Origin of the sequence: Nocardioides bizhenqiangii (genome assembly GCF_034661235.1) — a bacterium.
GTDB lineage: Bacteria > Actinomycetota > Actinomycetes > Propionibacteriales > Nocardioidaceae > Nocardioides > Nocardioides bizhenqiangii.
Genome location: NZ_CP141059.1, coordinates 2,374,541 through 2,395,823 on the forward strand (window position 1 = coordinate 2,374,541; position 21,283 = coordinate 2,395,823).

At 71.0% G+C, this 21,283-nt stretch carries 22 protein-coding genes and 1 tRNA gene; 10 read left to right on the forward strand and 13 right to left on the reverse strand.

Annotation, left to right across the window (positions count from 1 at the left end):
- The first annotated feature begins 63 nt into the window (after nt 1-63).
- Nucleotides 64-972 (forward strand): RecB family exonuclease, encoded by a 909-nt coding sequence (locus tag SHK19_RS11485; RefSeq protein WP_322936299.1) that lies wholly within the window; start codon nt 64-66, stop codon nt 970-972.
- Here SHK19_RS11485 and SHK19_RS11490 read toward each other — a convergent pair.
- Together SHK19_RS11490 and metH are read right to left on the reverse strand one after the other, a co-directional pair.
- Entirely contained in the window at nt 938-1,579 is a 642-nt protein-coding gene (locus SHK19_RS11490; RefSeq protein ID WP_322455098.1) for an HAD family hydrolase, read from the reverse strand. The two genes, SHK19_RS11485 and SHK19_RS11490, sit on opposite strands and share 35 nt — an antisense overlap.
- 1 nt (nt 1,580) lies before the next feature.
- Nucleotides 1,581-5,327 carry a methionine synthase gene (gene metH, locus SHK19_RS11495; RefSeq protein ID WP_322455099.1) on the reverse strand — a complete coding sequence of 1,249 codons (3,747 nt, stop codon included), beginning with the start codon at nt 5,325-5,327 and terminating at the stop codon, nt 1,581-1,583.
- A gap of 344 nt (nt 5,328-5,671) precedes the next feature.
- Between metH and SHK19_RS11500 the strand changes: the two genes are divergently transcribed.
- On the forward strand, nt 5,672-6,520 hold the full coding sequence (locus SHK19_RS11500; RefSeq protein WP_322455100.1) for a PAC2 family protein: 849 nt from the start codon (nt 5,672-5,674) through the stop codon (nt 6,518-6,520).
- A 6-nt stretch (nt 6,521-6,526) separates the two neighbouring features.
- Here SHK19_RS11500 and SHK19_RS11505 read toward each other — a convergent pair whose 3' ends face one another.
- Nucleotides 6,527-8,032: a LuxR C-terminal-related transcriptional regulator gene (locus SHK19_RS11505; RefSeq protein WP_322455101.1), complete on the reverse strand. Its 1,506-nt coding sequence runs from the start codon at nt 8,030-8,032 to the stop codon at nt 6,527-6,529.
- A gap of 130 nt (nt 8,033-8,162) precedes the next feature.
- Here SHK19_RS11505 and SHK19_RS11510 point away from each other — a divergent pair, with 130 nt between their 5' ends.
- Nucleotides 8,163-8,783 carry a hypothetical protein gene (locus SHK19_RS11510; RefSeq protein WP_322936300.1) on the forward strand — a complete coding sequence of 207 codons (621 nt, stop codon included), beginning with the start codon at nt 8,163-8,165 and terminating at the stop codon, nt 8,781-8,783.
- A gap of 44 nt (nt 8,784-8,827) precedes the next feature.
- Nucleotides 8,828-9,229, forward strand: coding sequence for an SRPBCC family protein (locus tag SHK19_RS11515; protein ID WP_322455103.1), 402 nt, complete (start codon nt 8,828-8,830; stop codon nt 9,227-9,229).
- A 4-nt stretch (nt 9,230-9,233) separates the two neighbouring features.
- On the opposite strand, the gene mshC is transcribed toward SHK19_RS11515, so the two are convergent.
- The 4 genes from mshC to SHK19_RS11535 are packed head-to-tail and all read right to left on the reverse strand — an operon-like array spanning nt 9,234 to nt 12,598.
- Nucleotides 9,234-10,469 (reverse strand): cysteine--1-D-myo-inosityl 2-amino-2-deoxy-alpha-D-glucopyranoside ligase, encoded by a 1,236-nt coding sequence (mshC, locus tag SHK19_RS11520; RefSeq protein ID WP_322455104.1) that lies wholly within the window; start codon nt 10,467-10,469, stop codon nt 9,234-9,236.
- A 30-nt stretch (nt 10,470-10,499) separates the two neighbouring features.
- Complete coding sequence (locus SHK19_RS11525) at nt 10,500-11,258, reverse strand: SCO1664 family protein (RefSeq protein WP_322455105.1); 759 nt, start codon at nt 11,256-11,258, stop codon at nt 10,500-10,502.
- A gap of 6 nt (nt 11,259-11,264) precedes the next feature.
- Nucleotides 11,265-11,858: a DUF3090 domain-containing protein gene (locus SHK19_RS11530; RefSeq protein ID WP_322455106.1), complete on the reverse strand. Its 594-nt coding sequence runs from the start codon at nt 11,856-11,858 to the stop codon at nt 11,265-11,267.
- Nucleotides 11,859-11,881: 23 nt separating this feature from the next.
- Nucleotides 11,882-12,598, reverse strand: coding sequence for a histidine phosphatase family protein (locus SHK19_RS11535; protein ID WP_322936301.1), 717 nt, complete (start codon nt 12,596-12,598; stop codon nt 11,882-11,884).
- 30 nt (nt 12,599-12,628) lie between these two features.
- Here SHK19_RS11535 and corA point away from each other — a divergent pair, with 30 nt between their 5' ends.
- A complete protein-coding gene (gene corA, locus SHK19_RS11540; protein ID WP_322455108.1) occupies nt 12,629-13,612 on the forward strand; it encodes a magnesium/cobalt transporter CorA in 984 nt (327 codons plus the stop codon).
- A 13-nt stretch (nt 13,613-13,625) separates the two neighbouring features.
- On the opposite strand, the gene SHK19_RS11545 is transcribed toward corA, so the two are convergent.
- Nucleotides 13,626-14,450: an undecaprenyl-diphosphate phosphatase gene (locus SHK19_RS11545; protein WP_322936302.1), complete on the reverse strand. Its 825-nt coding sequence runs from the start codon at nt 14,448-14,450 to the stop codon at nt 13,626-13,628.
- 74 nt (nt 14,451-14,524) lie between these two features.
- On the opposite strand from SHK19_RS11545, the gene SHK19_RS11550 reads away from it, so the two are divergent.
- Together SHK19_RS11550 and SHK19_RS11555 are read left to right on the forward strand one after the other, a co-directional pair.
- Nucleotides 14,525-15,475 (forward strand): aldo/keto reductase, encoded by a 951-nt coding sequence (locus SHK19_RS11550; RefSeq protein ID WP_322455110.1) that lies wholly within the window; start codon nt 14,525-14,527, stop codon nt 15,473-15,475.
- Nucleotides 15,475-15,672 carry a DUF5703 family protein gene (locus SHK19_RS11555; protein ID WP_322455111.1) on the forward strand — a complete coding sequence of 66 codons (198 nt, stop codon included), beginning with the start codon at nt 15,475-15,477 and terminating at the stop codon, nt 15,670-15,672. The genes SHK19_RS11550 and SHK19_RS11555 overlap by 1 nt, the downstream gene beginning before the upstream one ends.
- A 9-nt stretch (nt 15,673-15,681) precedes the next feature.
- On the opposite strand, the gene SHK19_RS11560 is transcribed toward SHK19_RS11555, so the two are convergent.
- On the reverse strand, nt 15,682-16,977 hold the full coding sequence (locus tag SHK19_RS11560; protein ID WP_322455112.1) for a M20/M25/M40 family metallo-hydrolase: 1,296 nt from the start codon (nt 16,975-16,977) through the stop codon (nt 15,682-15,684).
- 43 nt (nt 16,978-17,020) lie between these two features.
- On the opposite strand from SHK19_RS11560, the gene SHK19_RS11565 reads away from it, so the two are divergent.
- Nucleotides 17,021-17,488, forward strand: a complete 468-nt coding sequence (locus SHK19_RS11565; RefSeq protein WP_322455113.1) for a GNAT family N-acetyltransferase — start codon at nt 17,021-17,023, stop codon at nt 17,486-17,488.
- A 46-nt stretch (nt 17,489-17,534) separates the two neighbouring features.
- Here the strand turns inward: SHK19_RS11565 and SHK19_RS11570 are convergent.
- Nucleotides 17,535-17,620 (reverse strand) — tRNA-Leu (locus SHK19_RS11570).
- A gap of 132 nt (nt 17,621-17,752) precedes the next feature.
- Between SHK19_RS11570 and SHK19_RS11575 the strand changes: the two genes are divergently transcribed.
- The gene (locus SHK19_RS11575; protein WP_322455114.1) at nt 17,753-18,031 is read left to right on the forward strand and encodes a Fe-S cluster assembly protein HesB; all 279 of its coding nucleotides are present in this window, start codon (nt 17,753-17,755) and stop codon (nt 18,029-18,031) included.
- A gap of 1 nt (nt 18,032) precedes the next feature.
- Here SHK19_RS11575 and SHK19_RS11580 read toward each other — a convergent pair whose 3' ends face one another.
- The 3 genes from SHK19_RS11580 to SHK19_RS11590 all read right to left on the reverse strand — a co-directional run bounded on the left by SHK19_RS11580 (nt 18,033) and on the right by SHK19_RS11590 (nt 20,590).
- Entirely contained in the window at nt 18,033-18,626 is a 594-nt protein-coding gene (locus SHK19_RS11580; protein WP_322455115.1) for a M23 family metallopeptidase, read from the reverse strand.
- Nucleotides 18,627-18,812: 186 nt separating this feature from the next.
- Nucleotides 18,813-20,132 (reverse strand): tryptophan 2,3-dioxygenase, encoded by a 1,320-nt coding sequence (locus SHK19_RS11585; RefSeq protein WP_322936303.1) that lies wholly within the window; start codon nt 20,130-20,132, stop codon nt 18,813-18,815.
- Entirely contained in the window at nt 20,129-20,590 is a 462-nt protein-coding gene (locus SHK19_RS11590; RefSeq protein ID WP_322455117.1) for an HNH endonuclease, read from the reverse strand. The genes SHK19_RS11585 and SHK19_RS11590 overlap by 4 nt, the downstream gene beginning before the upstream one ends.
- Before the next feature lie 90 nt (nt 20,591-20,680).
- Between SHK19_RS11590 and SHK19_RS11595 the strand changes: the two genes are divergently transcribed.
- Nucleotides 20,681-21,271, forward strand: a complete 591-nt coding sequence (locus SHK19_RS11595; protein ID WP_322455118.1) for a LysR family transcriptional regulator substrate-binding protein — start codon at nt 20,681-20,683, stop codon at nt 21,269-21,271.
- The last annotated feature ends 12 nt before the right edge of the window (nt 21,272-21,283 follow it).

Genomic DNA, 21,283 nt, shown 5'->3' on the forward strand with positions numbered 1-21,283 from the left:
GTGTCGGCGAGGTGTCCGGCACAACCTGTCTCGGTTGTCGGCGGTGTGTCCTACCGTCAGAACATGAGCACACCGACCGTCCCGACCGGCGTCGCGCCGGTCGACCCCGCCGAGCGGGTCGGCACCCGCGTCGACGGCGTCGAGGTGCTCGGCGCGCTCTCGCCGTCGCGGGCCGGGGACTTCCTGTCCTGCCCGCTGCTCTACCGCTTCCGCACGATCGACCGGCTCCCCGAGCCGCCCTCGGTCGACGCCGTCCGCGGCACCGTCGTGCACAAGGTGCTGGAGGACCTGTTCGACCTGCCGGCGTCCGAGCGGACCCCCGACCGGGCCGCCGAGATGGTGTTCCCCGCCTGGGAGGCGGTGCTCGAGGCGGAGCCCGCGTTGGCCACGCTCTTCCCTGACCAGGACGAGGGTGCGGCGATCGGGGCGTGGCTGGCGTCCTGCCGATCGGTGCTCGAGCGCTACTTCCTCCTCGAGGACCCGCGTCGGCTCGAGCCGGCCGATCGCGAGCTCTATGTCGAGACGCTGACCGATACCCGGCTGCTGCTCCGGGGCGTCATCGATCGCGTCGACGTGGCGACCGACGGCGCCATCAGGCTGGTGGACTACAAGAGCAGCCGATCCCCTGCCGCCGAGTACGAAGGCAAGGCGCTCTTCCAGCTCAAGTTCTACGCGCTGGTGATCTGGCGGATGCGCGGGGTGATCCCCAAGCGGCTGCAGCTGATCTACCTCGCCAACGCGGAGACCCTGAGCTACGACCCCGACGAGCAGGACCTGCTCGCGACCGAGCGCAAGGTCCAGGCGATCTGGGAGGCCGTCCGGCGCGCGAAGGAGTCCGGCGACTGGCAGCCGAGCCCGGGGCCGCTGTGCCGCTGGTGCTCCCACCAGGCGCTGTGTCCGGCGTACGGCGGCACTCCCCCGCCGCTGCCCGATCCCGTCAGCCGGGAAGAGCTGCCAGCTCCGCCGGCGTGACTCCCACCAACGTGTCGAGGAAGGTACGGCGCTCCCCCGCCGGGACGGGCACGTGGTTGGGGACGACGAGCACCTGGCAGCCGGCGGCCGCGGCCGACGTCGCGCCGGTGGGTGAGTCCTCGATCGCAATGCAGTCCTCGGGCTCGACACCGAGCGCCGCGGCGGCGGTCAGGTACGGCTCGGGATGGGGCTTGCCCTGGTCGACCTGGTCGCCGGTGACGACCACCCGGAACGTCTCCGGCGGCAGGTGCTCGAGGATCGGGGCGACGAACCGCTGGTAGGACATCGTCACCAGCCCGCACGGCACTCCCGCGTCCTTCAGCGCGAGCAGCAGCTCGCGAGCTCCGGGGCACCACGGCACCGCGTGCTGGACCTGCGCGACGACGCCGTCCAGCAGTCGCTCGACGATCTCCTCGGCGCTCAGCGGAATCCCGGTGCGCTCGCGGATGTAGTGCCCCGACGAGATCAGGCTGTTGCCGACCAGGTGCTGGGCGTCCGCGGTCGACCAGGTGGCGCCGTACTCCTCGGCGAGGGCGACCTCGGTGGCCATCCAGTAGGGCTCGGTGTCGACCAGGGTGCCGTCCATGTCCCAGAGGACAGCTCGCACGTCAGTCCTCCGGGTCGTAGCCGAGGTTGGGCGAGAGCCACCGCTCGGTCTCGGCGAGGGTCCAGCCCTTGCGCTCGGCGTAGTCGGCGATCTGGTCGCGTCCGAGCCGGCCCACGACGAAGTACTGCGACTGCGGGTGGCTGTAGTAGACACCGGAGACCGCGGCTCCCGGCCACATCGCCATCGACTCGGTGAGCTCGATGCCGGCGTTGCGCTCGACGTCGAGCAGCTCCCAGATCGTCTGCTTCTCGGTGTGGTCGGGGCACGCCGGGTAGCCGGGCGCGGGGCGGATCCCGGTGTACTTCTCGGCGATCAGGTCCTCGTTGCTGAGCTGCTCCTCGGACACGTGCGCCCAGAACTCCGTGCGCACCCGCTGGTGGAGCCGCTCGGCGAACGCCTCGGCCAACCGATCGGCCAGGGCCTCGATCATGATCGCCGAGTAGTCGTCGAGCGCGTCCCGGAACGCCTTGACGCGTTCGGGCAGCCCGATGCCGGCCGTGACCGCGAACGCGCCGACGTGGTCGGGAAGACCCGAGTCGAAGGGGGCGACGAAGTCCGCGAGCGACCGGTTGGGGATGCCCTCGCGGTGCTGGCCCTGCTGGCGCAGCTGGTGCAGGGTCGCCTTGACCTCGGCCCGGCTGTCGTCCGCGTACACGAGGACGTCCTCGCCCGTGCTGACGGCAGGGAAGAGACCGTAGACGCCGTTCGCGGTCACCCACTTCTCGGCGATCATCCGGTCGAGCATGGCCTGCGCGTCGTCGTAGAGCTTGCGGGCGGCGTCGCCGGTCGTCGGGTTGTTGAGGATGTCGGGGAACTTCCCCTTCATCTCCCACGCGTTGAAGAACGGCTGCCAGTCGATGTAGTCCCGCAGCTCGGCGAGGTCGTAGTCGGCCAGCACGTGCACGCCCGGAGTAACCGGCTGCGGCGGCCGGTACCCCTCCCAGTCGATCGGCGTCGCGTTGGCCTTCGCGTCGGCGAAGGCCAGCTGCGGGCGCTCCGACTTCTGGGAGTGGCGCGTCCGCAGTGCGTCGTAGTCGGCCTTGATCTCGGCGAGCAGCGGCGCGCGGCGATCGGCGTGCAGCAGCGCGGCCGCCGTCGGCACCGAGCGGGAGGCGTCCTTAACCCAGACGACCGGGCCGTCGTACTTCCGGTCGACCTTGACCGCCGTGTGGGCGCGGGACGTGGTGGCACCACCGATGAGCAACGGGATCTCCAACCCCAGCCGCTGCATCTCCGATGCCATGTTGACCATCTCGTCGAGGGACGGGGTGATCAGGCCGGAGAGGCCGATGATGTCGGCGTTGTGCTCCTTGGCCGCGTCGAGGATCTTCTGGGCAGGGACCATCACTCCGAGGTCGATGACCTCGAAGTTGTTGCACTGGAGCACGACGCCCACGATGTTCTTGCCGATGTCGTGGACGTCGCCCTTGACGGTGGCCATGACGATCGTGCCGTTGGTCTCCTTCGCCGTTGCCAGCTCCGGGTTGTCGAGCTTCTCCTGCTCGATGAACGGGATCAGGTAGGCGACCGCCTTCTTCATCACCCGTGCCGACTTCACGACCTGCGGCAGGAACATCTTGCCCGCGCCGAACAGGTCGCCGACGACGTCCATCCCGGACATCAACGGACCCTCGATCACCTCGATCGGGCGGCCGCCGCGCGCCGCGATCTCCTGGCGCAGCTCCTCGGTGTCGGCCTCGACGTGGGCGTCGAGACCCTTCACGAGGGCGTGGGTGATCCGCTCGCCGACCGGAAGCTCGCGCCACTCCTCGGTCGCGGCCTCGACCACCTCACCGCTCCCCCGGTGCTGCTCGGCGAGACCGAGGAGACGCTCGGTGGCCGCCAGCGAGTCGTCGGTGCGGTTGAGCACGACGTCCTCGATCGCGTCCCGGAGCTCCGGGTCGATCTCGCTGTACGGCACCAGCGCGCCGGCGTTCACGATGCCCATGTCGAGGCCGGCCTCGATCGCGTGGAAGAGGAAGACCGCGTGGATCGCCTCGCGAACCGGGTTGTTGCCGCGGAAGCTGAAGCTGACGTTGGAGATGCCGCCCGAGACCTTCGCGCCGGGGAGGTTCTGCTTGATCCAGCGGGTGGCCTCGATGAAGTCCACTCCGTAGGTCGCGTGCTCCTCGATGCCCGTCGCCACGGCGAACACGTTGGGGTCGAAGATGATGTCCTCGGGCGGGAAGTCCACCTGGTCGACCAGGATCCGGTAGGCCCGCTCGCAGATCTGCTTGCGGCGCTCGAGGTTGTCGGCCTGGCCGTCCTCGTCGAACGCCATCACCACGGCGGCTGCGCCGTACTTCTTGCACAGCCTGGCCTGCTCGATGAACTTCTCCTCCCCTTCCTTCATGGAGATGGAGTTGACGATCGGCTTGCCCTGGACGTTCTTCAGGCCGGCCTCGATGACCTCCCACTTGGAGGAGTCGACCATGATCGGCACCCGGCTGATGTCGGGCTCGGACGCGACCAGCTTAAGGAACCGGTCCATCGCCGCGACGCCGTCGATCATGCCCTCGTCCATGTTGACGTCGATGACCTGCGCGCCGCTCTCGACCTGCTGCGCGGCGACCGACAGGGCGGTGTCGTAGTCACCGTCCTTGATCAGGTTGCGGAACTTCGCGGAGCCGGTGATGTTCGTGCGCTCCCCGACGTTCACGAAGAGGCTGTCCTCGGCGATCGTGAACGGCTCGAGGCCGGACAGCCGCAGCGCGGGTACGGCGACCGCGGGCTCGCGACGCTCCAGGCCGTCGACGGCCTCAGCGATCGCGGCGATGTGGGCCGGCGTCGTGCCGCAGCAGCCGCCGAGGAGGTTGACGAAGCCCGCCTCGGCGAACTCCCTGACGATCCCGGCGGTGTCCTCCGGGGTCTCGTCGTACTCGCCGAACGCGTTGGGCAGGCCCGCGTTGGGGTAGGCCGACACGAACGAGTCCGCGAGCCTCGACAGCTCGGCGATGTAGGGACGCATCTCCTTGGCGCCCAGCGCGCAGTTGAGGCCGACCGCGAGCGGCTCGGCGTGGCGGACGGAGTCCCAGAACGCCTCGGTGACCTGACCCGACAGGGTGCGGCCGGACGCGTCGGTGATGGTGCCCGAGACCACGACCGGCCAGCGACGGCCGGTCTCCTCGAACAGCGTCTGCACGGCGAAGATCGCGGCCTTGGCGTTGAGGGTGTCGAAGATGGTCTCGATGAACAGCAGGTCGGACCCGCCGTCGACGAGCGCGCGGGCCGCGGTGAGGTAGGCGTCGACGAGCTGGTCCCATGACACGTTGCGGGTGGCCGGGTCGTTGACGTCCGGGCTGATCGACGCGGTGCGGGTGGTCGGGCCGAGGGCACCGGCGACGTAGCGCGCCTTGCCGGACGCGGCCGCCACGTCGTCGCACGCCGCGCGGGCCAGCCGGGCGGCCTCGTAGTTGAGCTCGTAGGCGAGCTCCTCCATGCCGTAGTCGGCGAGCGAGATCGCGTTGGAGTTGAACGTGTTGGTCTCGATGATGTCGGCGCCGGCCTCGAGGTACTCGCGGTGGATGCCGGAGATGATGCCGGGCTGGGTGATCGACAGCAGGTCGTTGTTGCCCACCAGGTCGGACGGCCAGTCGGCGAACCGCTCACCCCGGTAGCCGGCCTCGTCCGGACGGTCCCGCTGGATGGCAGTGCCCATGGCGCCGTCGAGGATCACGATCCGCTCGCGCAGCAGCGCCGTGAGCTCGTCGGTCGCGTCCGGTCGCCAGTCGTGGGAACCCGATGCCATGTCACACCCTTCCGTTACGGAAGGCGCCCTTGGGAACTGACTCGCCGAGCGTGGCGGGCGCCTCTGCTCATCCCGGGCCCGTTGCAACGCCTCTCGGCACCCCCGATCTTAACGGTCCGGACCGACCCGCCCACGATTTCCCGCATGCTGAATGGTGGGCGGACCGGGCTAGTGCCGCATTTGCCGACGTTCGCCCTGGCGAGCGACGTCCAGGGCGTGCGATGGCAAGGCGCCGATGCGAAGCCAGACTGGACGTCTTTCGAGCGTCGGCAACGCCGCCAGCGTGCGTCCTGGGCGTCGCGCAGCGGGCGAACGTTGGTGGACGCGGTACTAGGCTCGGCGGGGTGATGGAGATCGAGGACACGCCGGCACTCGTCCGGCCGGTGGTGATCGCGGCGTTCGAGGGCTGGAACGACGCTGCGGAGGCGGCCTCGGCGGTCGTCGACCACCTGATGACCGTGTGGAACGCGCGGGTGGTGGCGGCCATCGATCCCGAGGACTACTACGACTTCCAGGTCAACCGGCCGACGGTCGGCGTCGACGAGAACGGCTTCCGCAAGCTCACCTGGCCCAGCACCCACGTCGCCATCGCCTCGCCTCCGGAGCTCGACCACGACGTCATCCTGATCCGCGGCATCGAGCCGAGCATGCGGTGGCGGGGGTTCTGCGCCGAGCTGCTCGCGTGCATCGACGACCTGGGCGGCCAGCTGGTGGTCACCCTCGGCGCGCTGCTCGCGGACACCCCGCACACCCGCCCGATCCCGGTCACCGGCACGGCGACCGAGCCCGAGCTCGTCGACCGGATGAAGCTCGAGCAGTCCACCTACGAAGGACCCACCGGCATCGTCGGCGTGCTGCAGGACGCCTGCGTGAAGCTCGACATCCCCGCGGCGTCGTACTGGGCCGCCGTGCCGCACTACGTCGCGCAGCCGCCGTGCCCCAAGGCCACGCTGGCCCTGCTCGGGCAGATCGAGGACCTGCTCGAGGTGAGCGTCCCGCTCGGCGACCTGCCCGAGGACTCGCGGGCGTGGGAGCGCGGCGTCGACGAGCTCGCCGAGGAGGACGAGGACATCGCCGACTACGTCCGGGCGCTGGAGGAGACGCGCGACACCGCCGAGCTGCCGGAGGCCTCGGGAGAGGCGATCGCACGCGAGTTCGAGCGCTACCTCAAGCGACGCGGCGAGTCCGACTAGCCCTGATCAGCGCCTCTCGTGCCAGACGGCCAGGGCGGTGCGCGAGGTCAGGCCGAGCTTGAGCAGGATCCGGCTCACGTGGTTCTCGACAGTTCGTTCCGACAAGGTGAGCCGCCGCGCGATCGCGGCGTTGGTCAGCCCCTCGGCCACCAGAGCCGTCACGTCGGACTCCCTCGGGGTGAGCAGGGGGTCGCCCTCGCGTGGCCCGAGCAGCGCCTCGACCTGGTCGACCAGGGGCGCCATGCCGAGCCGTCGTGCCACCTCGAGCGCGGCGTCGGCGTGCTCGCGGCGAGCGCGTGAGCGGACCGGCTCGACGGCTGCGAGCTCGGCGAGCAGGTAGGCCTTGGCCGGCAGGGCGTGGAGCTCCTCGGCAGCCGCCAGCGCCGACCGCAGATGCTCGCCTGCCGCGGTGAGGTCCCCGAGCACCCGCGCCAGGCGACCCAGAGCCAGGCCGACGGGACCTTGGTACGGCGCGTGGGCGTGGGGGATGACGTGCTGCCGCTCGTAGGGCAGCAGGTTCTCGTACAGCGACGCCGCATGGGTGTCGTCGGCCAGCCAGGCGCAGACGTCCGCGGCCTCGGCGAGCACCATCAGGAATTCCGGTGCCTCGACGGGCACAGCGATCACGTAGGGCGCAAGGGCACGCCACTCGTCAGCGGCCTCCGCGCGCAGTCCGGCACTCATGAGCGCTACGCACAGCCACAAGCGCGCGACGAACGGCAGGTGCTCGACCTGCAGCCGTACCGCTTCGAGCAGCGGTTTGACGGTGCCCTGGTGGCGCGCGGCCTCGAACGCGAACGACAGCTGGAGGAACTCCGCATCGCTGTGCGGCCCACCGATCGCGGCGGCTTGCTCAGCGAGGCGTAGGGCGTCGTCGAACCGGCCGTCCAGCAGCGCCTGCGAGGCCCGCACCAGCAGCACCCGCGACTGCCAGGCGGGACCCAGCTGCTCGGCGAGGACGGTCAGCGCGGACAGGTCTCCGAGCAGCTCCGCCCGCCGCCCGTTGCCGGCGTGGACGTCCATCGACCACAGCCGGCCCCACGCCTGCATCTCCCGGTCGCCCACGGCGAGGCCGGTCGCGACCGCGCGGCGGGCCAGCGCCAGACGGTCGTCGGCGCGCAGCGGGTCCTGGAGCGCTGCGACACGCGCCTGGATGTCGACGAACTCGACCTCGGCGTCGGCCCGCTCCTCGATCTCGACCGCAGGGTCCTCGCGGAAGACGTCGCGGGTCGCCTCGACCTGGGCCTCCACCCGCACGGCCGCCTGCTCCCCGGTCGGTCCGGCGCGGCGCAACAGGGCGAGCGCCTCGCTGGCGAGCGCGTGCACCCGCGCGCGCAGCAGCGGGTCGACCGGCCGCCGCACCAACGTCGCCGCGGCCGCCACCAGTGACGGGTCGGTGTCGTCGGTGCATCCCTCGACCACCGTCACGCAGCTGTGCACGGCGTCGGCCACCGCGCCCGCGGCGTACTGCGCGCGAGCCCGGTCGAGCGTCTCGAGGAGTGCGTCCTGCACGCGCCCACCGTAGAGCGCGCGAAGCCGACCCGTCCCCCGTGTTGAGTGCCCAGTTGAGTGCCCAGTTGAGTGCCCAGTTGAGTGGTCCCCCTCATGTGCACCCGGGGCTGGTCTTCCTAGCGTCGACGACATGCGAAGCACTCTTGGCCCAGGCCTGCTCATCATCATCGCCGGGGCCGTGCAGGGCGACGGCGCGCTCATCACCACGGCTTACCGCGGCGCGTCGCCGGTCTCCGATGAGCAGCTCTCCTACCCGTGGGCGGACGCGACCGCCATCACCACGTCGCTCGTGTGGGGCGCTACGCAGGCGATGATCGTGGTCGGCCTGGTGGCGTTCGCGCGCAGCGGTGCGGCGCCCTCCAAGGCGGGCCAGGTCGGCGGGCGGCTCGCCGTGGCGGGCTCCTTGCTCTTCGTGGTCGCCCACGCGATCTCGCTGGTCGCGCACGACGCCGCTCTCGACGACCCGATCGCCATCGCCGTGTTGTCCTGCTTCGGTGTCGGCACGCTGCTCACCGCGGTTGGCCTGATCATGGCCGGAACGACGGCACTACGGTCAGGGGTCTGGTCGAGCTGGCGGCGGTACACGCCGCTCGCCCTCGGAGCCTGGATGGTTGCGATGGCGCCGCTCCAGCTCACGCCGGCACTGCCCGTCGCGGTCGGGGTCTACGCCGTCGCGACCATTGCGCTCGGTCTGTCGATGATCATCGAGGGCCTGGTGCGAGCCCCAGCGGTGACCAGGACGCTCACATGATCGAGCTGGAGACGAGTGTCGAGATCGCGCGACCGGCGCGGGAGGTGTTCGCCTTCGTCGCCGACCAGACCAACGCGCCGCGGTGGCAGACCGACCTTCACGAGGTTCGGCGACTCACTGACGGCCCGCTCGGAGTCGGGAGCGAGCACGAGTTCGTCCGGACGTTCGCAGGGCGACGATTCGCCTCACGGAACCGTTTCGTGGCGTTCGAGCCTGACCGGTACGTGAGGTTCGAGATTCCGTCCGGGTGGATCTCGGGCACTGCGTCCTACCGGACCGAGGCCAGTCGCTCCGGGGCAACGGTGCTCATCAGTCGGATGGAGTTTCGGGTTCGAGGGCCGCTCTCGCTGCTGAAGCCCGTCCTCTCCCGGCTCTTGGCCAGGGACTCGCGACGCGACGAGCAGCGGCTCAAGAGTCTTCTGGAGCATGGCGACTCCAAGGTGTGAGCCTTCAGAGCGACAGGCCGAGCGCCGCGTCCAGCACGGGCAGCAGCGTCGCCGCTGCGTCGGGGTCGCTGGTGTCGGCCAGGCCGTCGGTGCCGAGCGTCGCTGCCACCCAGGCGTCGATCGCCGCGGTCGCGCGCGGGGCGTCGAGGTCGTCGGCCAGCGCGGACAGCACCTCGGTCACGACCGGCCCGGCCGGCGCGCCCGCACCGAGGGCGACCGCCCGGCGCCACCGGGCGAGGTCGTCGACGGCGACCCACAACACGTCGTCGGTCCACTCCCAGTCCTCGCGGTAGTGGTGGCGCAGCAGCGCGAGCCGGATCGCCATCGGGTCGATGTCGCTGTTGCGGAGTGCCGAGACGAAGACCAGGTTGCCGCGGGACTTCGACATCTTCTCGCCGTCGTAGCCGACCATGCCTGCGTGCACGTAGGCGCGGGCGAACGGCGCTCCGGTCGCGACCTGCGCGTGACCCGCGCACATCTCGTGGTGCGGGAAGACCAGGTCGGTACCGCCCGCCTGCACGTCGACCGTGGTCCCGAGGTGCTCGAGGGCGATCGCCGCGCACTCGATGTGCCACCCCGGGCGGCCGCGGCCGAACGGGCTGTCCCAGGAGGGCTCGCCCGGCCGCTCGCCGCGCCAGACGACACAGTCGAGGGGGTCCTTCTTGCCCTCGCGCTCGGGATCGCCGCCGCGCTCGCCGAAGAGCTTCAGCATGGTCTCGCGGTCGTAGCCCGACTCGTCCCCGAACGCGGGATCGGCGGTCACGGAGTAGTAGAGGTCGTCCTCGACCCGGTAGATCGCGCCGGCAGCCTGCAGCCGCTCGATGAGCGCGACCGCGAGCGGGATCGACTCGACCGCTCCGACGTACGCGTCCGGCGGCAGCACCCGCAGCGCCTGCATGTCCTGCCGGAACAGCTCCGTCTCCCGCTCGGCCAGCTCGACCCAGTCGACGCCGACCTTGGCCGCGCGCTCGAGCAGGGGGTCGTCGACGTCGGTGACGTTCTGCACGTAGCTGACCTGGTGGCCGGCCGCCTGCCAGGCCCGGTTGAGGAGGTCGAACGCGATGTAGGTGTTGGCGTGACCGAGGTGCGTCGCGTCGTACGGCGTGATCCCGCAGACGTAGAGCGTCGCCGCGCCGTCGGGCACGGTGGTGACGCGACCTCCACTGGCGGTGTCGTGGATCGCCACGGGAGGCCCGACCTCGGACAGGGTCGGCACCTCGGGAGCGGTCCAGGCGCGCATGCGGCGATGCTATCCGCCGGCGTCACGGCCTCAGAACGGTGGCCAGGGGATGGCGGGCCACCCGTGGTGCGGGCCCGGGAGCTCGCCCCGCGCGAGCAGTCGCTCCGAGCGCTGGGCGAGGGCCCGGATCTCGAGCTCGGTGAGGTGCTCGCGGAGCTGCTCCCCCAGGTCCCCCCGCACGGCGGCGAGCACGGCGCCCACGCCGACCCGCTCCTCGTCGGTGAGCGGGCTCCCCGCCCACCCCCAGAGCACGGTGCGGAGCTTGGGCTCGTGGTGGAACGTGACGCCGTGGTCGACGCCGTACCGGTGTCCGTCCGGCATCGGGAGCACGTGACCGCCCTTTCGGTCGGCGTTGTTGACGAGGACGTCGAACACCGCCATCCGCCGGAGCGCGGGGGTGTCCTCGTGGACGAGGGTGACGTCGCGATCCCGGTCGTCGACCCCGTCGAAGACGGCGAACCAGCCGTCCGGCACCTCCCCCGACCGCACCAGGGTCACCGCGTCCTGCTCCGGATCGACGGTCTGCCAGTCCTGGAGCATGCCCGGCCCGTGCGGACCCTCGCCGCACCAGGTGCGCGGCACCACGTCCCAGCCGAGCGCCTCGCTCACCAGGTAGGCGGCCACCTCGCGGCCGGCGAGAGTGCCCTCGGGGAAATCCCACAGGGGCCGTTCGCCGGCGATCGGCTTGTAGACGACCTCCCGGCCGTCGAGCTCGGCGAGGAACGTCGCGTTCGACGCCGGCATGATCCGTCCGCGCAGGTGCGGTCGACTGTAAGCAGCGTCAGTCACTGCCTGCTACTCCTGCTCGGGACGGCGCTTGAAGCCGTTGGCCCGCACGCAGAGATGCCCGTCGGGATCGATCGGATGCCCGCAGAACGGACAGTCGGGGCGGCCGGCTCCCAGCACCCGCTCGGCCCGCTGGACGAACGCGCGCGCGTGGCCGGCGTCGATCCGCACGACGAACACCTCGGTCGGCTCGGTCTCGTCGAGCAGGATCTCCTCGACGTCGTCGGCGTCGGCGAGGCCGACCAGCTCCTCGCCGACCGGGAAGACCTCGATCACGACCCGCTCCGCCTGCGGGTCCCACGACAGCGTCATCGTGCCCGCGCGGAACTCCTCGGCGATCGGCAGGTCCAGCGGGTCCTCGTCGGCGAGGCCGACCGGCGCGACGGCAGGGATCACCGCCGTGGTGCGCGCCTCGTTCATCACCTCGTCGAGCAGCTCGTCGACCCGCTCCGCGAGCGCCGCGACCTGCTGCTTCTCCAGCGCGACGCTGACCACGCGGGCGCCGTCCCGCGCCTGGAGGAAGAACGTGCGCGCGCCCGGCTCGCCGACGGTGCCGGCGACGAAGCGCTCCGGCGGGTCGAATCCGTGGACGATCGGTGGCATGGATCCCAGCCTACGAGGGGGTGCTAGGAGCCCTCGGTGACTGGGTCCGGGCCGGCGCCGCCTCCGAGCGTCGCCCCGGTCTTGCGGGTCCGCTTGCCGGCCGGTCGCGCCAGCCAGGCCAGGTCGCCGGCGTGGGTGTTGGAGGCCAGCACGTAGGGCCGGTCCGGCGTGTACTGCACGATCGAGACCGAGGCGGGGTCGACGTTGATCCGCTGGAACAGGTCGAGGTGCATCCCCAGCGCGTCGGCGAGCACGGCCTTGATGATGTCGCCGTGGCTCACCGCGACCCACACCGCGCCCGGCCCGTGCTCGGCCTCCACGGCGGCGTCGTGGCGTCGTACCGCCTCGACGGCGCGGTGCCGCATCGCGACCATCGACTCACCGCCGGGAAACGTCGCTGCCGACGGGTTGCGCTGGACCGTCGCCCAGAGCTTCTCCTTCGCGAGCTCCCGGATCTTGCGACCCTGCCACTCGCCGTAGTCGCACTCCGCCAGCCCGCGCTCGGTGACTGGCCTGGGACTGTCCTGGCGTGCTGAGGCGATCGCCTTCGCCGTCTGCCGGCACCGCTCCTGCGGGCTGGTCACCAGCGCCACGACCGGCACCACGGCGATCCGCTCGGCCGCGGTCCGCGCCTGCTGCTCGCCGGTCTCGTCGAGCCGCACTCCCGCGAGTCGACCCGCGAGCACGCCCGACGTGTTGGCGGTGGTGCGTCCGTGCCGCACCAGGAGAACCGTGGCCACGGCAGCGAGCGTAGCCACTACCGTTGCCCCGTGATCGTCGACAGCGCTGTCTACCGGCAGGGCGAGCGCCTGCCCGTCGACTGCAACGTCCACGACTACGACGCGCTCCGGGCCGCCGCCGAGGGCGGCGAGCACGACTTCGTCTGGGTGGGTCTCTTCGAGCCGGACGAGCACGAGCTGGACGACATCGCGACCGCCTTCGGCCTGCACCCGCTCGCGGTCGAGGACGCCGTGCACGCCCACCAGCGACCGAAGCTCGAGCTCTACGAGGGCAACCTGTTCATGACCATCAAGACCCTCTGGTACGTCGACGAGGACGATGCCGTCGAGACCGGCGAGATCAACCTCTTCATCGGGGAGGACTTCGTGATCACCGTCCGCCACGGCCACGGCTCCGAGCTGAAGCAGGCCCGGCACGAGCTCGAGGCCCGCCAGGCCGTGCTCAGCCACGGTCCCTCGGCGGTCGTCTACGCCGTGTGCGACACCGTGGTGGACGCCTACCTCGAGGTGCTCGAAGAGCTCCAGATCGACGTCGACCAGGTCGAGGAGTCGGTCTTCTCGGAGAAGCGGACCAACGACTCCGCGCGGATCTACACCCTCAAGCGCGAGCTCGCAGAGGTACGGCGCGCGGTGCTGCCGCTCCGGGAGCCGATGCGACGGTTCACCGTGGGAGCGGTCCCCGGGATACCGGTCGAGGCAGGCCCGTTCTTCCGCGACGTCGGAGACCACCTCGCCGTCGCCGCGGAGTCGATCGAGACCCTCGACTCGCTGCTGTCGAGCGCGTTCGAGGCACACGTGGCCGGGATCCAGGTGCAGCAGAACAACGACATGCGCAAGATCTCCGCCGGCGCCGCGCTCCTGCTGCTGCCAACGCTGATCGCCGGGGTCTACGGCATGAACTTCGACCACATGCCCGAGCTGCGCTGGCAGCTCGGCTACCTGTGGGCGCTGTTCCTGATGGTCGGCAGCTCGGTGGCGCTGTGGGCGTGGTTCAAGAAGTCCGGCTGGATGTAGCCGTCAGGCCGGATCAGGCACTGAGCACACCCGCTGCCAGAAGGGCGAGCACGCCCGCCCCGAGGAGCACCCGGTAGACGACGAACGGCGCGAGGGTGTGGTGGCTGACGTAGCGCAGCAGCCAGGCGATCGCGGCGTACCCCACGACGAAGGACACGACGGTGGCGAAGATCGTCGGTCCCCAGCCGTACATGTTGTCGCCGTTCGGAATCTCGTTCAGCTGGAAGATGCCGGCGCCCACCACCGCCGGGATCGCGAGCAGGAACGCGAACCGGGTGACGGCCGCCCGCTCGTAGCCGAGGCACCGGCCCATCGAGAGGGTCGCCCCCGAGCGCGAGACCCCGGGGATGAGGGCGGCCGCCTGCGCGGCGCCCATGAGGACCGAGTCGCGGATGGTCATCTGCTTGACCCGCTTCTCGTTGCCGCCGAGCTTGTCGGCGAGGCCGAGCACCAGGCCCATGACGATCAGCATCACGGCGATCAGCCACAGGTTGCGGAAGTTGGACTCGATCGTCTCCTTGAGGAAGATGCCGAGCACGACGATCGGCAGCGAGCCGATGATGACGAACCACCCCATGCGGGCGTCGAGATGGCCGCGGTACTCGGGCTTGAAGAGCGACAGCGTCCAGGTCTTGGCGATCTGCCAGATGTCGTGGCGGAAGTAGACCAGCACTGCGAGCTCGGTCCCGATCTGGATGACCGCGGTGAAGGCGGCGCCGGGGTCACCCCACCCGAAGAGCTCGGGGAAGATCCGCAGGTGAGCGCTGCTCGAGATCGGCAGGAACTCCGTCAGGCCCTGCAGGGTGCCGAGGAACAGGGCTTGCAGGAAGTCCTCCACGGTGACGGATCCTACGGACGCCGCTGGGCGAGCCATCATCCGCCCTGGTGGGGCGAGGGACTACCTTGGCCCCCATGCAGCAGCGGTACGTCGGCAGCAGTGGTCTCCGGGTGTCGCGGCTGGGTCTTGGCACGATGACCTGGGGCAAGGACACCGACGAGCACGAGGCCCGCGACCAGCTGGTCGCGTTCTGCGAGGCCGGCGGGACCCTGGTCGACACCGCTGCGGGCTACACCGACGGCCGGTCCGAGGAGCTGCTCGGCACCCTCATCGGCGACGTCGTACGACGCGAGGAGGTGGTGCTCGCGACCAAGGCCGGCATCTGGCGGCGCGGCGGGGAGCGCTCGACGGACACCTCGCGGCGGGCGCTGCTCGGCGGGCTCGACACGTCGCTCGAGCGGCTCGGCACCGACCACGTCGACCTCTGGCAGGTGCACATCTGGACCGACGAGGTGCCGCTCGACGAGACGCTGACCGCGCTCGACCAGGCGGTGTCGTCCGGCCGGGCCACCTACGTCGGCATCTCCAACTACACGGGCTGGCAGACTGCCCAGGCCGCGACCTGGCAGCGCGCCGCGCCCGGCCGGGCTCCGATCGTGTCCACCCAGGTCGAGTACTCCCTCGTCAACCGCGACATCGAGCGGGAGGTGGTGCCCGCGAGCGCCGCGCTGGGGCTCGGCATCCTGCCGTGGTCGCCGCTGGGTCGCGGCGTGTTGACCGGCAAGTACCGCACCGGTGTCCCGGGTGACTCGCGCGCCGCCTCGCCCGTGTTCGCCTCGTTCGTCGAGCGCTACCTCGACGAACGCAGCCGCGGCATCATCGAGGCGGTGATCCGCGCGGCCGACGGCCTCGACTGGACCCCGCTGGAGGTTGCCCTGGCCTGGGTCCGCGACCGGCCCGGCGTCGCTGCGCCGATCGTCGGCGCCCGCACCGCCGCGCAGCTGAAGGGTGCCCTCGGTGTCGAGGACAAGGAGCTTCCGCCCGAGATCCGGGGTGCACTCGACGACGTCTCGGAGCCGGCCTGATGAGCAGCGGCGCGGTCGAGTGGCAGTTCGAGAAGGTCACGTTCACGCCGGAGTACTCCCGCAACGTGGTCACCCGGCTGCTCGTCGACCGCGCCGAGAAGGGCGGCTGGGAGCTGGTCCGGGTCCGGATGACGCCCGACGGCACCCGGCGGGTGGTCCTGCGGCGCAAGATCATCCGCGCCGTGCGCACGGCGTGAGGCCCTCGCTCAGACCTGGTCGAGGAAGCGGTCCATCACCCGCGCTCCGAACTTCAGCGCGTCGACCGGGACCCGCTCATCCACCCCGTGGAACAGCGCGGTGAAGTCCAGGTCCTCGGGCAGCCGCAGCGGCGTGAAGCCGTACGTGCGCATGCCGAGGCCGAGGAAGTGCTTCGCGTCGGTGCCGCCACTCATCAGGTACGGCGCGACCAGCGCATCGGGGTCCTCCGCGACCAGGGACCGGGTCATGGCGTCGACCAGCGCGCCGTCGTACGGCGTCTCCCAGGGTGGCTGGTTCGATACGTAGTCGATGCTGATGTCGTCGCCGCACAGCTCGGCGAGGGTCCGGAAGAACTCGTCCTCGTAGCCGGGCAGGGTGCGGCCGTCGACGTGGGCGGTGGCCTCGGTCGGGATCACGTTCACCTTGTAGCCCGCCCCGAGCATGGTCGGGTTGGTCGTGTTGCTCAGCACCGCGCCGAGCATCCGGGTGGCCCCGCCGAACTCCTCGACCAGGTCGCGCGCGTTCTCCGGGGTGGCTTCAGTGCCGGCGAGTTCGCCGACCGTGGCCAGCAGGGTCCGCATCGTCGGGGTCAGCCGGACCGGCCACTCGTGGGCGCCGATCCGGGCCACCGCGGTCGCGATCCGGGTGACGGCGTTGTCGGGGTTGATCATCGAGCCGTGACCGGCCCGGCCGCGGGCGGTGAGCCGCATCCACGCCATGCCCTTCTCGGCGGCCTCGATGAGGTAGAGCCGACGGCCGCGGACGGTCGTGCTCCACCCCCCGACCTCCCCGACGGCCTCGGTGCAGCCCTCGAACTCCTCGCGATGGTCGCGCACCATCACCTCGGCGCCGAGGTGGCCACCAGCCTCCTCGTCGGCGGTGAAGCACATGACGATCGGCCGGGTGGGGATCCGGCCAGCGCGCTGGCGCTCGCGGACGACCGCGAGCAGCATCGCGTCGAAGTCCTTCATGTCGACGGCGCCGCGACCCCAGACGTAGCCGTCCTGCACCTCACCGCTGAACGGGTGGACCTGCCAGTCCTCTGCCGCGGCCGGTACCACGTCGAGGTGGCCGTGCAGGAGCAGCGCGTCGGACCGGGAGCCGTCTCCTCCCCACCGCGCGAACACGGAGGCCCGGCCCGGTGTGCTCTCGTAGAGCCGGGTCTCGATGCCGACCTCCTCGAGCAGGCCGGCGACGTGCTCGGCCGCCTTGCGCTCCCCTGGCCCGTCGTCCGACCCGTAGTTCGTCGTGTCGATGCGGATCAGGTCGCGGCAGATCTCGACGACCTCGTCCATCCCTTCCATCGCGCCATCCTCGCACCTACCCGAGGGTCGGTACCTTCGACCCGTGGTCGAGACAGTGACATCGGACGACGAAGATGCCCTGGCCGCCGTCAGCGTGCTGATGCGCGACTTCAACGAGGAGTACGACGAGCCGTCCCCCGAGCCCGAGGTGCTGGCCGAGATCCTGCGCAGGCGGATCGCCGACGGCAACGCGACGGTGCTGCTCGGCCGGGACGAGTCGGGCGGCCCGGTCGGGGTCGCCGTCGTACGTCTGCAGCCGTCGCTGTGGGGCGAGGCGCTGGAGGCCTACCTGGCCGAGCTGTACGTCGTACCCGCTCGGCGTGGGCAGGGCTTCGGCCGCGAGCTGCTGACCGCGGTGCTCGACACCTCCCGGGAGGCGGGCGCCGACTACGCGTACCTGATCACCAGCGAGGACGACCGCCTCGCCCAGCGCGCCTACGAAGCCGCCGGCTTCCGCCGCAACGAGGGCGAGGACGGGCCGATCATGTGGGCCTACGAGCAGGACCTCTGACGCCGCCGGCCCCGAGCTCTGACGTGCAGAGATCGGGGCCGATCTGTGTCCGAGGGGGGACTTGAACCCCCACGCCCTAATACGGGCACTAGCACCTCAAGCTAGCGCGTCTGCCAATTCCGCCACCCGGACGAGTGCGGGGAGACATTAGCAAAGGAAGACCCTCGAGCCCGCATCGGGAGGGCGCCCCAGGGCCCCACTTGAACCATCCGGATCGGCCTGCAACGGTGGAGGTTGCCCTGCACTCAACTCAGAAAGCATTTCATGCTCACCCTGACCGAGAACGCATGCAGCATCGTGAAGCGCTACACCGACCACCCGGAGACTCCCGACGACGCGGGTCTGCGCATCACCAGCACCCCTGAGGCTCAGCTCGCCGTGACCGCCGCGGACGAACCGGTGGCGGGAGACCACCTCGTCGAGCAGGACGGCGCCCGGGTCTACCTCGACCCCGTCGCGGCCCAGCAGCTCGACGACAAGGTGCTCGACGCCGGCGTCGACGAGACCGGCAACATCCAGTTCGGGCTGCTGGCCCAGGCCTGACTCAGGGGCGGACGCCCCAGTCGGCGAGCGCGGCCTCGGGGTCGATCGGCTCTCCGTCGACGCGCACCTCGAGGTGGAGGTGCGGGCCGGTGGAGTTGCCGGTCGACCCGAGGGCGCCGATGACGTCCCCGGCGGCCACCCGCTCGCCGACGGCGACGGCCTGGCTGGACTGGTGGCAGTACCAGAGCTCAGTGCCGTCCTCGAGGGTGACGACGGTCTTGTTGCCGTAGGAGCCGTCGTAGCCGACCTCGGACACGACGCCGGCGCCAACGGCCACCAGGGGCGTCCCCTCCGGCGCGGCGAAGTCCAGGCCGGTGTGGTCGCTGGACCAGAGCGAGCCGGCGTCACCGAAGGTGGCGGTCAGGCGGTAGCCCTGCAGCGGCAGCACGTGGGCGTCCGGCTCGGGCCGGACGACGAGGCCGGGGACGATCCGGACCGGCTGGGTGGGAACCGCAGCGGCGGTGACCAGCCGGGCCGGCGCCGGCGACGGGCCGGTAGCGGTCGCGTCCGGCAGGAGTCCGGAGCACGCGATCGCACCGATCAGTGCCGGCGCGGTGACGGCCTGACGGACCCGGCGGACGGTGGACTTGCTCACAACGCTTCCTCTGGTTTGCGAATGCTTGCTTTTGCAAGCACGGCGCACCAGTGAGCCAAAGTCGCGTCGCGAAAGACAACTCGAGCGAGCCGCCGTTGTGGCGCCGCTCACGAGAACGTGTTCCCGTTACCGCTCAGCGACCCCCGATTCGGCGACCGAGATCACACGGGCTAGGGGTGGGGCACCTCAGCCGGCCGCGCGGCGCCGTACGTCGGTCACACCGATGTCCGGCAGCTGCCAGAACAGCCGGTGGTCCAGCCACCCGCTGAGGTACCCGACGCCGGTCGTGTGCCCCGACCCGCGGGCCTCGCCGAGCATCCGGGACGCCAGCGTGACGTGGGTCGACTTCCATCGGCGGTGACTGTCCTCGAGCGTGCGCAGCAGCCCGGCGATGGTCGCCAGCTCCGCGGAGTGCCGTCCGGTCGCGCACGCATCGCGGTAGGCGTCGGTCATCGAGTCCTGGCCGCCGCTGACCTCCGCGAGGACGTCGGGCACGCTCTCGAACGCCGGCGACGCCAGCCGGTCCGCGGGCGGCAGGCCGCACAACCCCTCGAACCGCTTGTACTGCTCGGACTGGATGGCGCTCGCACCGTCGGTGGACTCGCGGAAGGTGTGGAACGCCTCGTAGCGCATCGTGGCGACGATCCGGAACAGGGAAGCGTTGCGGTCCATGAACGCGACGACCTGGTCCAGCAGCCTGATGGCCGTGTCGAAGTCGTGGGCCCGGATCGCGGCGACGGCGTCCCGCGTGCGCCAGTTCATGCCGGCGAACGACATTTCGTGAGCCTGCAGGACCCGCATGAAGAAGTACTCGTCGTGGACCGTCGAGGTGGGTTGGACGGTCAGCTCGAGCCACTCCCCCGCGATCGGTGGGGTCGGCAGCTCCAGCAGGAGCGCCGGGAGGTCCGCCTCGGGCTCCCGCGCGATGGCCGCGAGCAGTCCCTCGGAGTCCTCACTGCCCAGGTGCGACGCCATGAACCTCAAGGAGTGGCGCAGTCGGGTTCGCAGCGTCCGCGGATCGGGCCGCCCCAGGTCCGACACCTCGGTACGGCGGTGCGCCGCGCACAGCTCGTAACGGATGATGTCGGCCGCCAGCAGCGCGGCCAGGCCCGACGGCATCAGCTGGTGCTCTGCCAGGACGACCTCCAGCACCGGCAGCGACAAGTAGGTGCGGTTCCAGAACCGTCCCTCGTGCTTGTCGAGGATGCACGCGAGGAACGCGTCCAGGTAGGGGTCGCGGCCGTGGTGCCGGTCGCGGACGGCGGCGAGGCGGTCGAGCCGGTCGGCCGGCAGGAAGTGCTTCCCGACCCACCTGACCTCGTGGGTGACGAGCCGCGCGAGGACCAGGCCGTCCTGTGCGCCCGGCGGCACCGAAGGATCGAGCCAGCGGTCGAGCTCGCGCGAGAGCGCCTCCGCCGCGACGTTCCTGGCCAGCTGGACCGCGCAGCTGGCGTCGACCGCCGCCAGGAGGGTCTGCTCGGTCGTCTCGGGCTGGGTGGTCGTCATCGCCGGTGACCCCAGGCGGTGACCTCGATCCGGGTCGGCACCCACGGGTCGAACCGCAGGCGCATGCCGGCCTCCGGCGGGGTGCGGTTGCCCTTCCGGCTGTTGCACCGACCACAGGCCGCGACCGTGTTGAGCCAGGTCCAGGTGCCGCCGCGTGATCGCGGCACCAGGTGGTCGATCGTGTTCGCGTGGGCACCGCAGTAGGCGCAGCGGTGCTGGTCTCGCCGCAGGACCGCCTCCCGCCCGTAGGCCGCCGGCCGGTACATCCAGGACGCGACGACGTACCGGACCAGGCGCAGCACCTTCGGCCACGGGTGCGGGCCGATCGTCCGGTCCTCCTCCGCCTCGTGCACCACCGCGACGCCGCGGAAGAGCATGCGCACCGCGTGCGGGAAGGAGACGACGTCGTGCGGCTCGTAGGAGGCGTTGAGCAGGACGACGGGACCGTAGGCTGCCACGGCGATCGCCTCCTTCCGATGCCGCAGCCTAAACACGGCCCACGGCGCAGCAAACAGGGTTTCCCCGATGTTCCCCAATAATCTGGCGTTGTGCACCGGCTCCGCATCGCCTTCGTCCCTGGCGTGACCCCCGACAAGTGGGCGCGGGTGTGGCGCGAGCGGCACCCCGACATCCGGCTCGAGCTGCTCCCCGTCGAAGAGGCGGAGCAGCGGGCCGTACTCGACGACGGGACTGCGGACATGGCGCTGGCCCGGCTCCCCGTCGATCGGGAGCGGCCTACAGCTCTGCACTGCGTGACGCTCTACGAGGAGGAACCGGTGGTGGTCGTGGCGGCCGACCACTTCGTGGCCGCTGCGGACGAGGTGACGACCGACGACCTGACGGACGAGCAGCTCGTGCTCCCGGAGCGGTCCGGGTGGCGGCCGACGGTCGCCCAGCTCGCCTTCCCGCCGATGACCGCCAAGGAGGCGGTCGAGGTCGCGGCCGCGGGGACCGGCGTCGTCGTGCTGCCGATGGCCGTGGCCCGCCTCTACCGCCGCAAGGACGTGGTGCACCGGCCCGTCGCCGACCTGCCACCCACCCGGATCGGGCTGGTGTGGCGGGTCGAGGACGACGGACCGGTGCACCAGGACTTCGTCGGGGTCACCCGCGGCCGCCGCGCGAGCAGCGGCCGCGGTTAGTCCGGTCGGCCC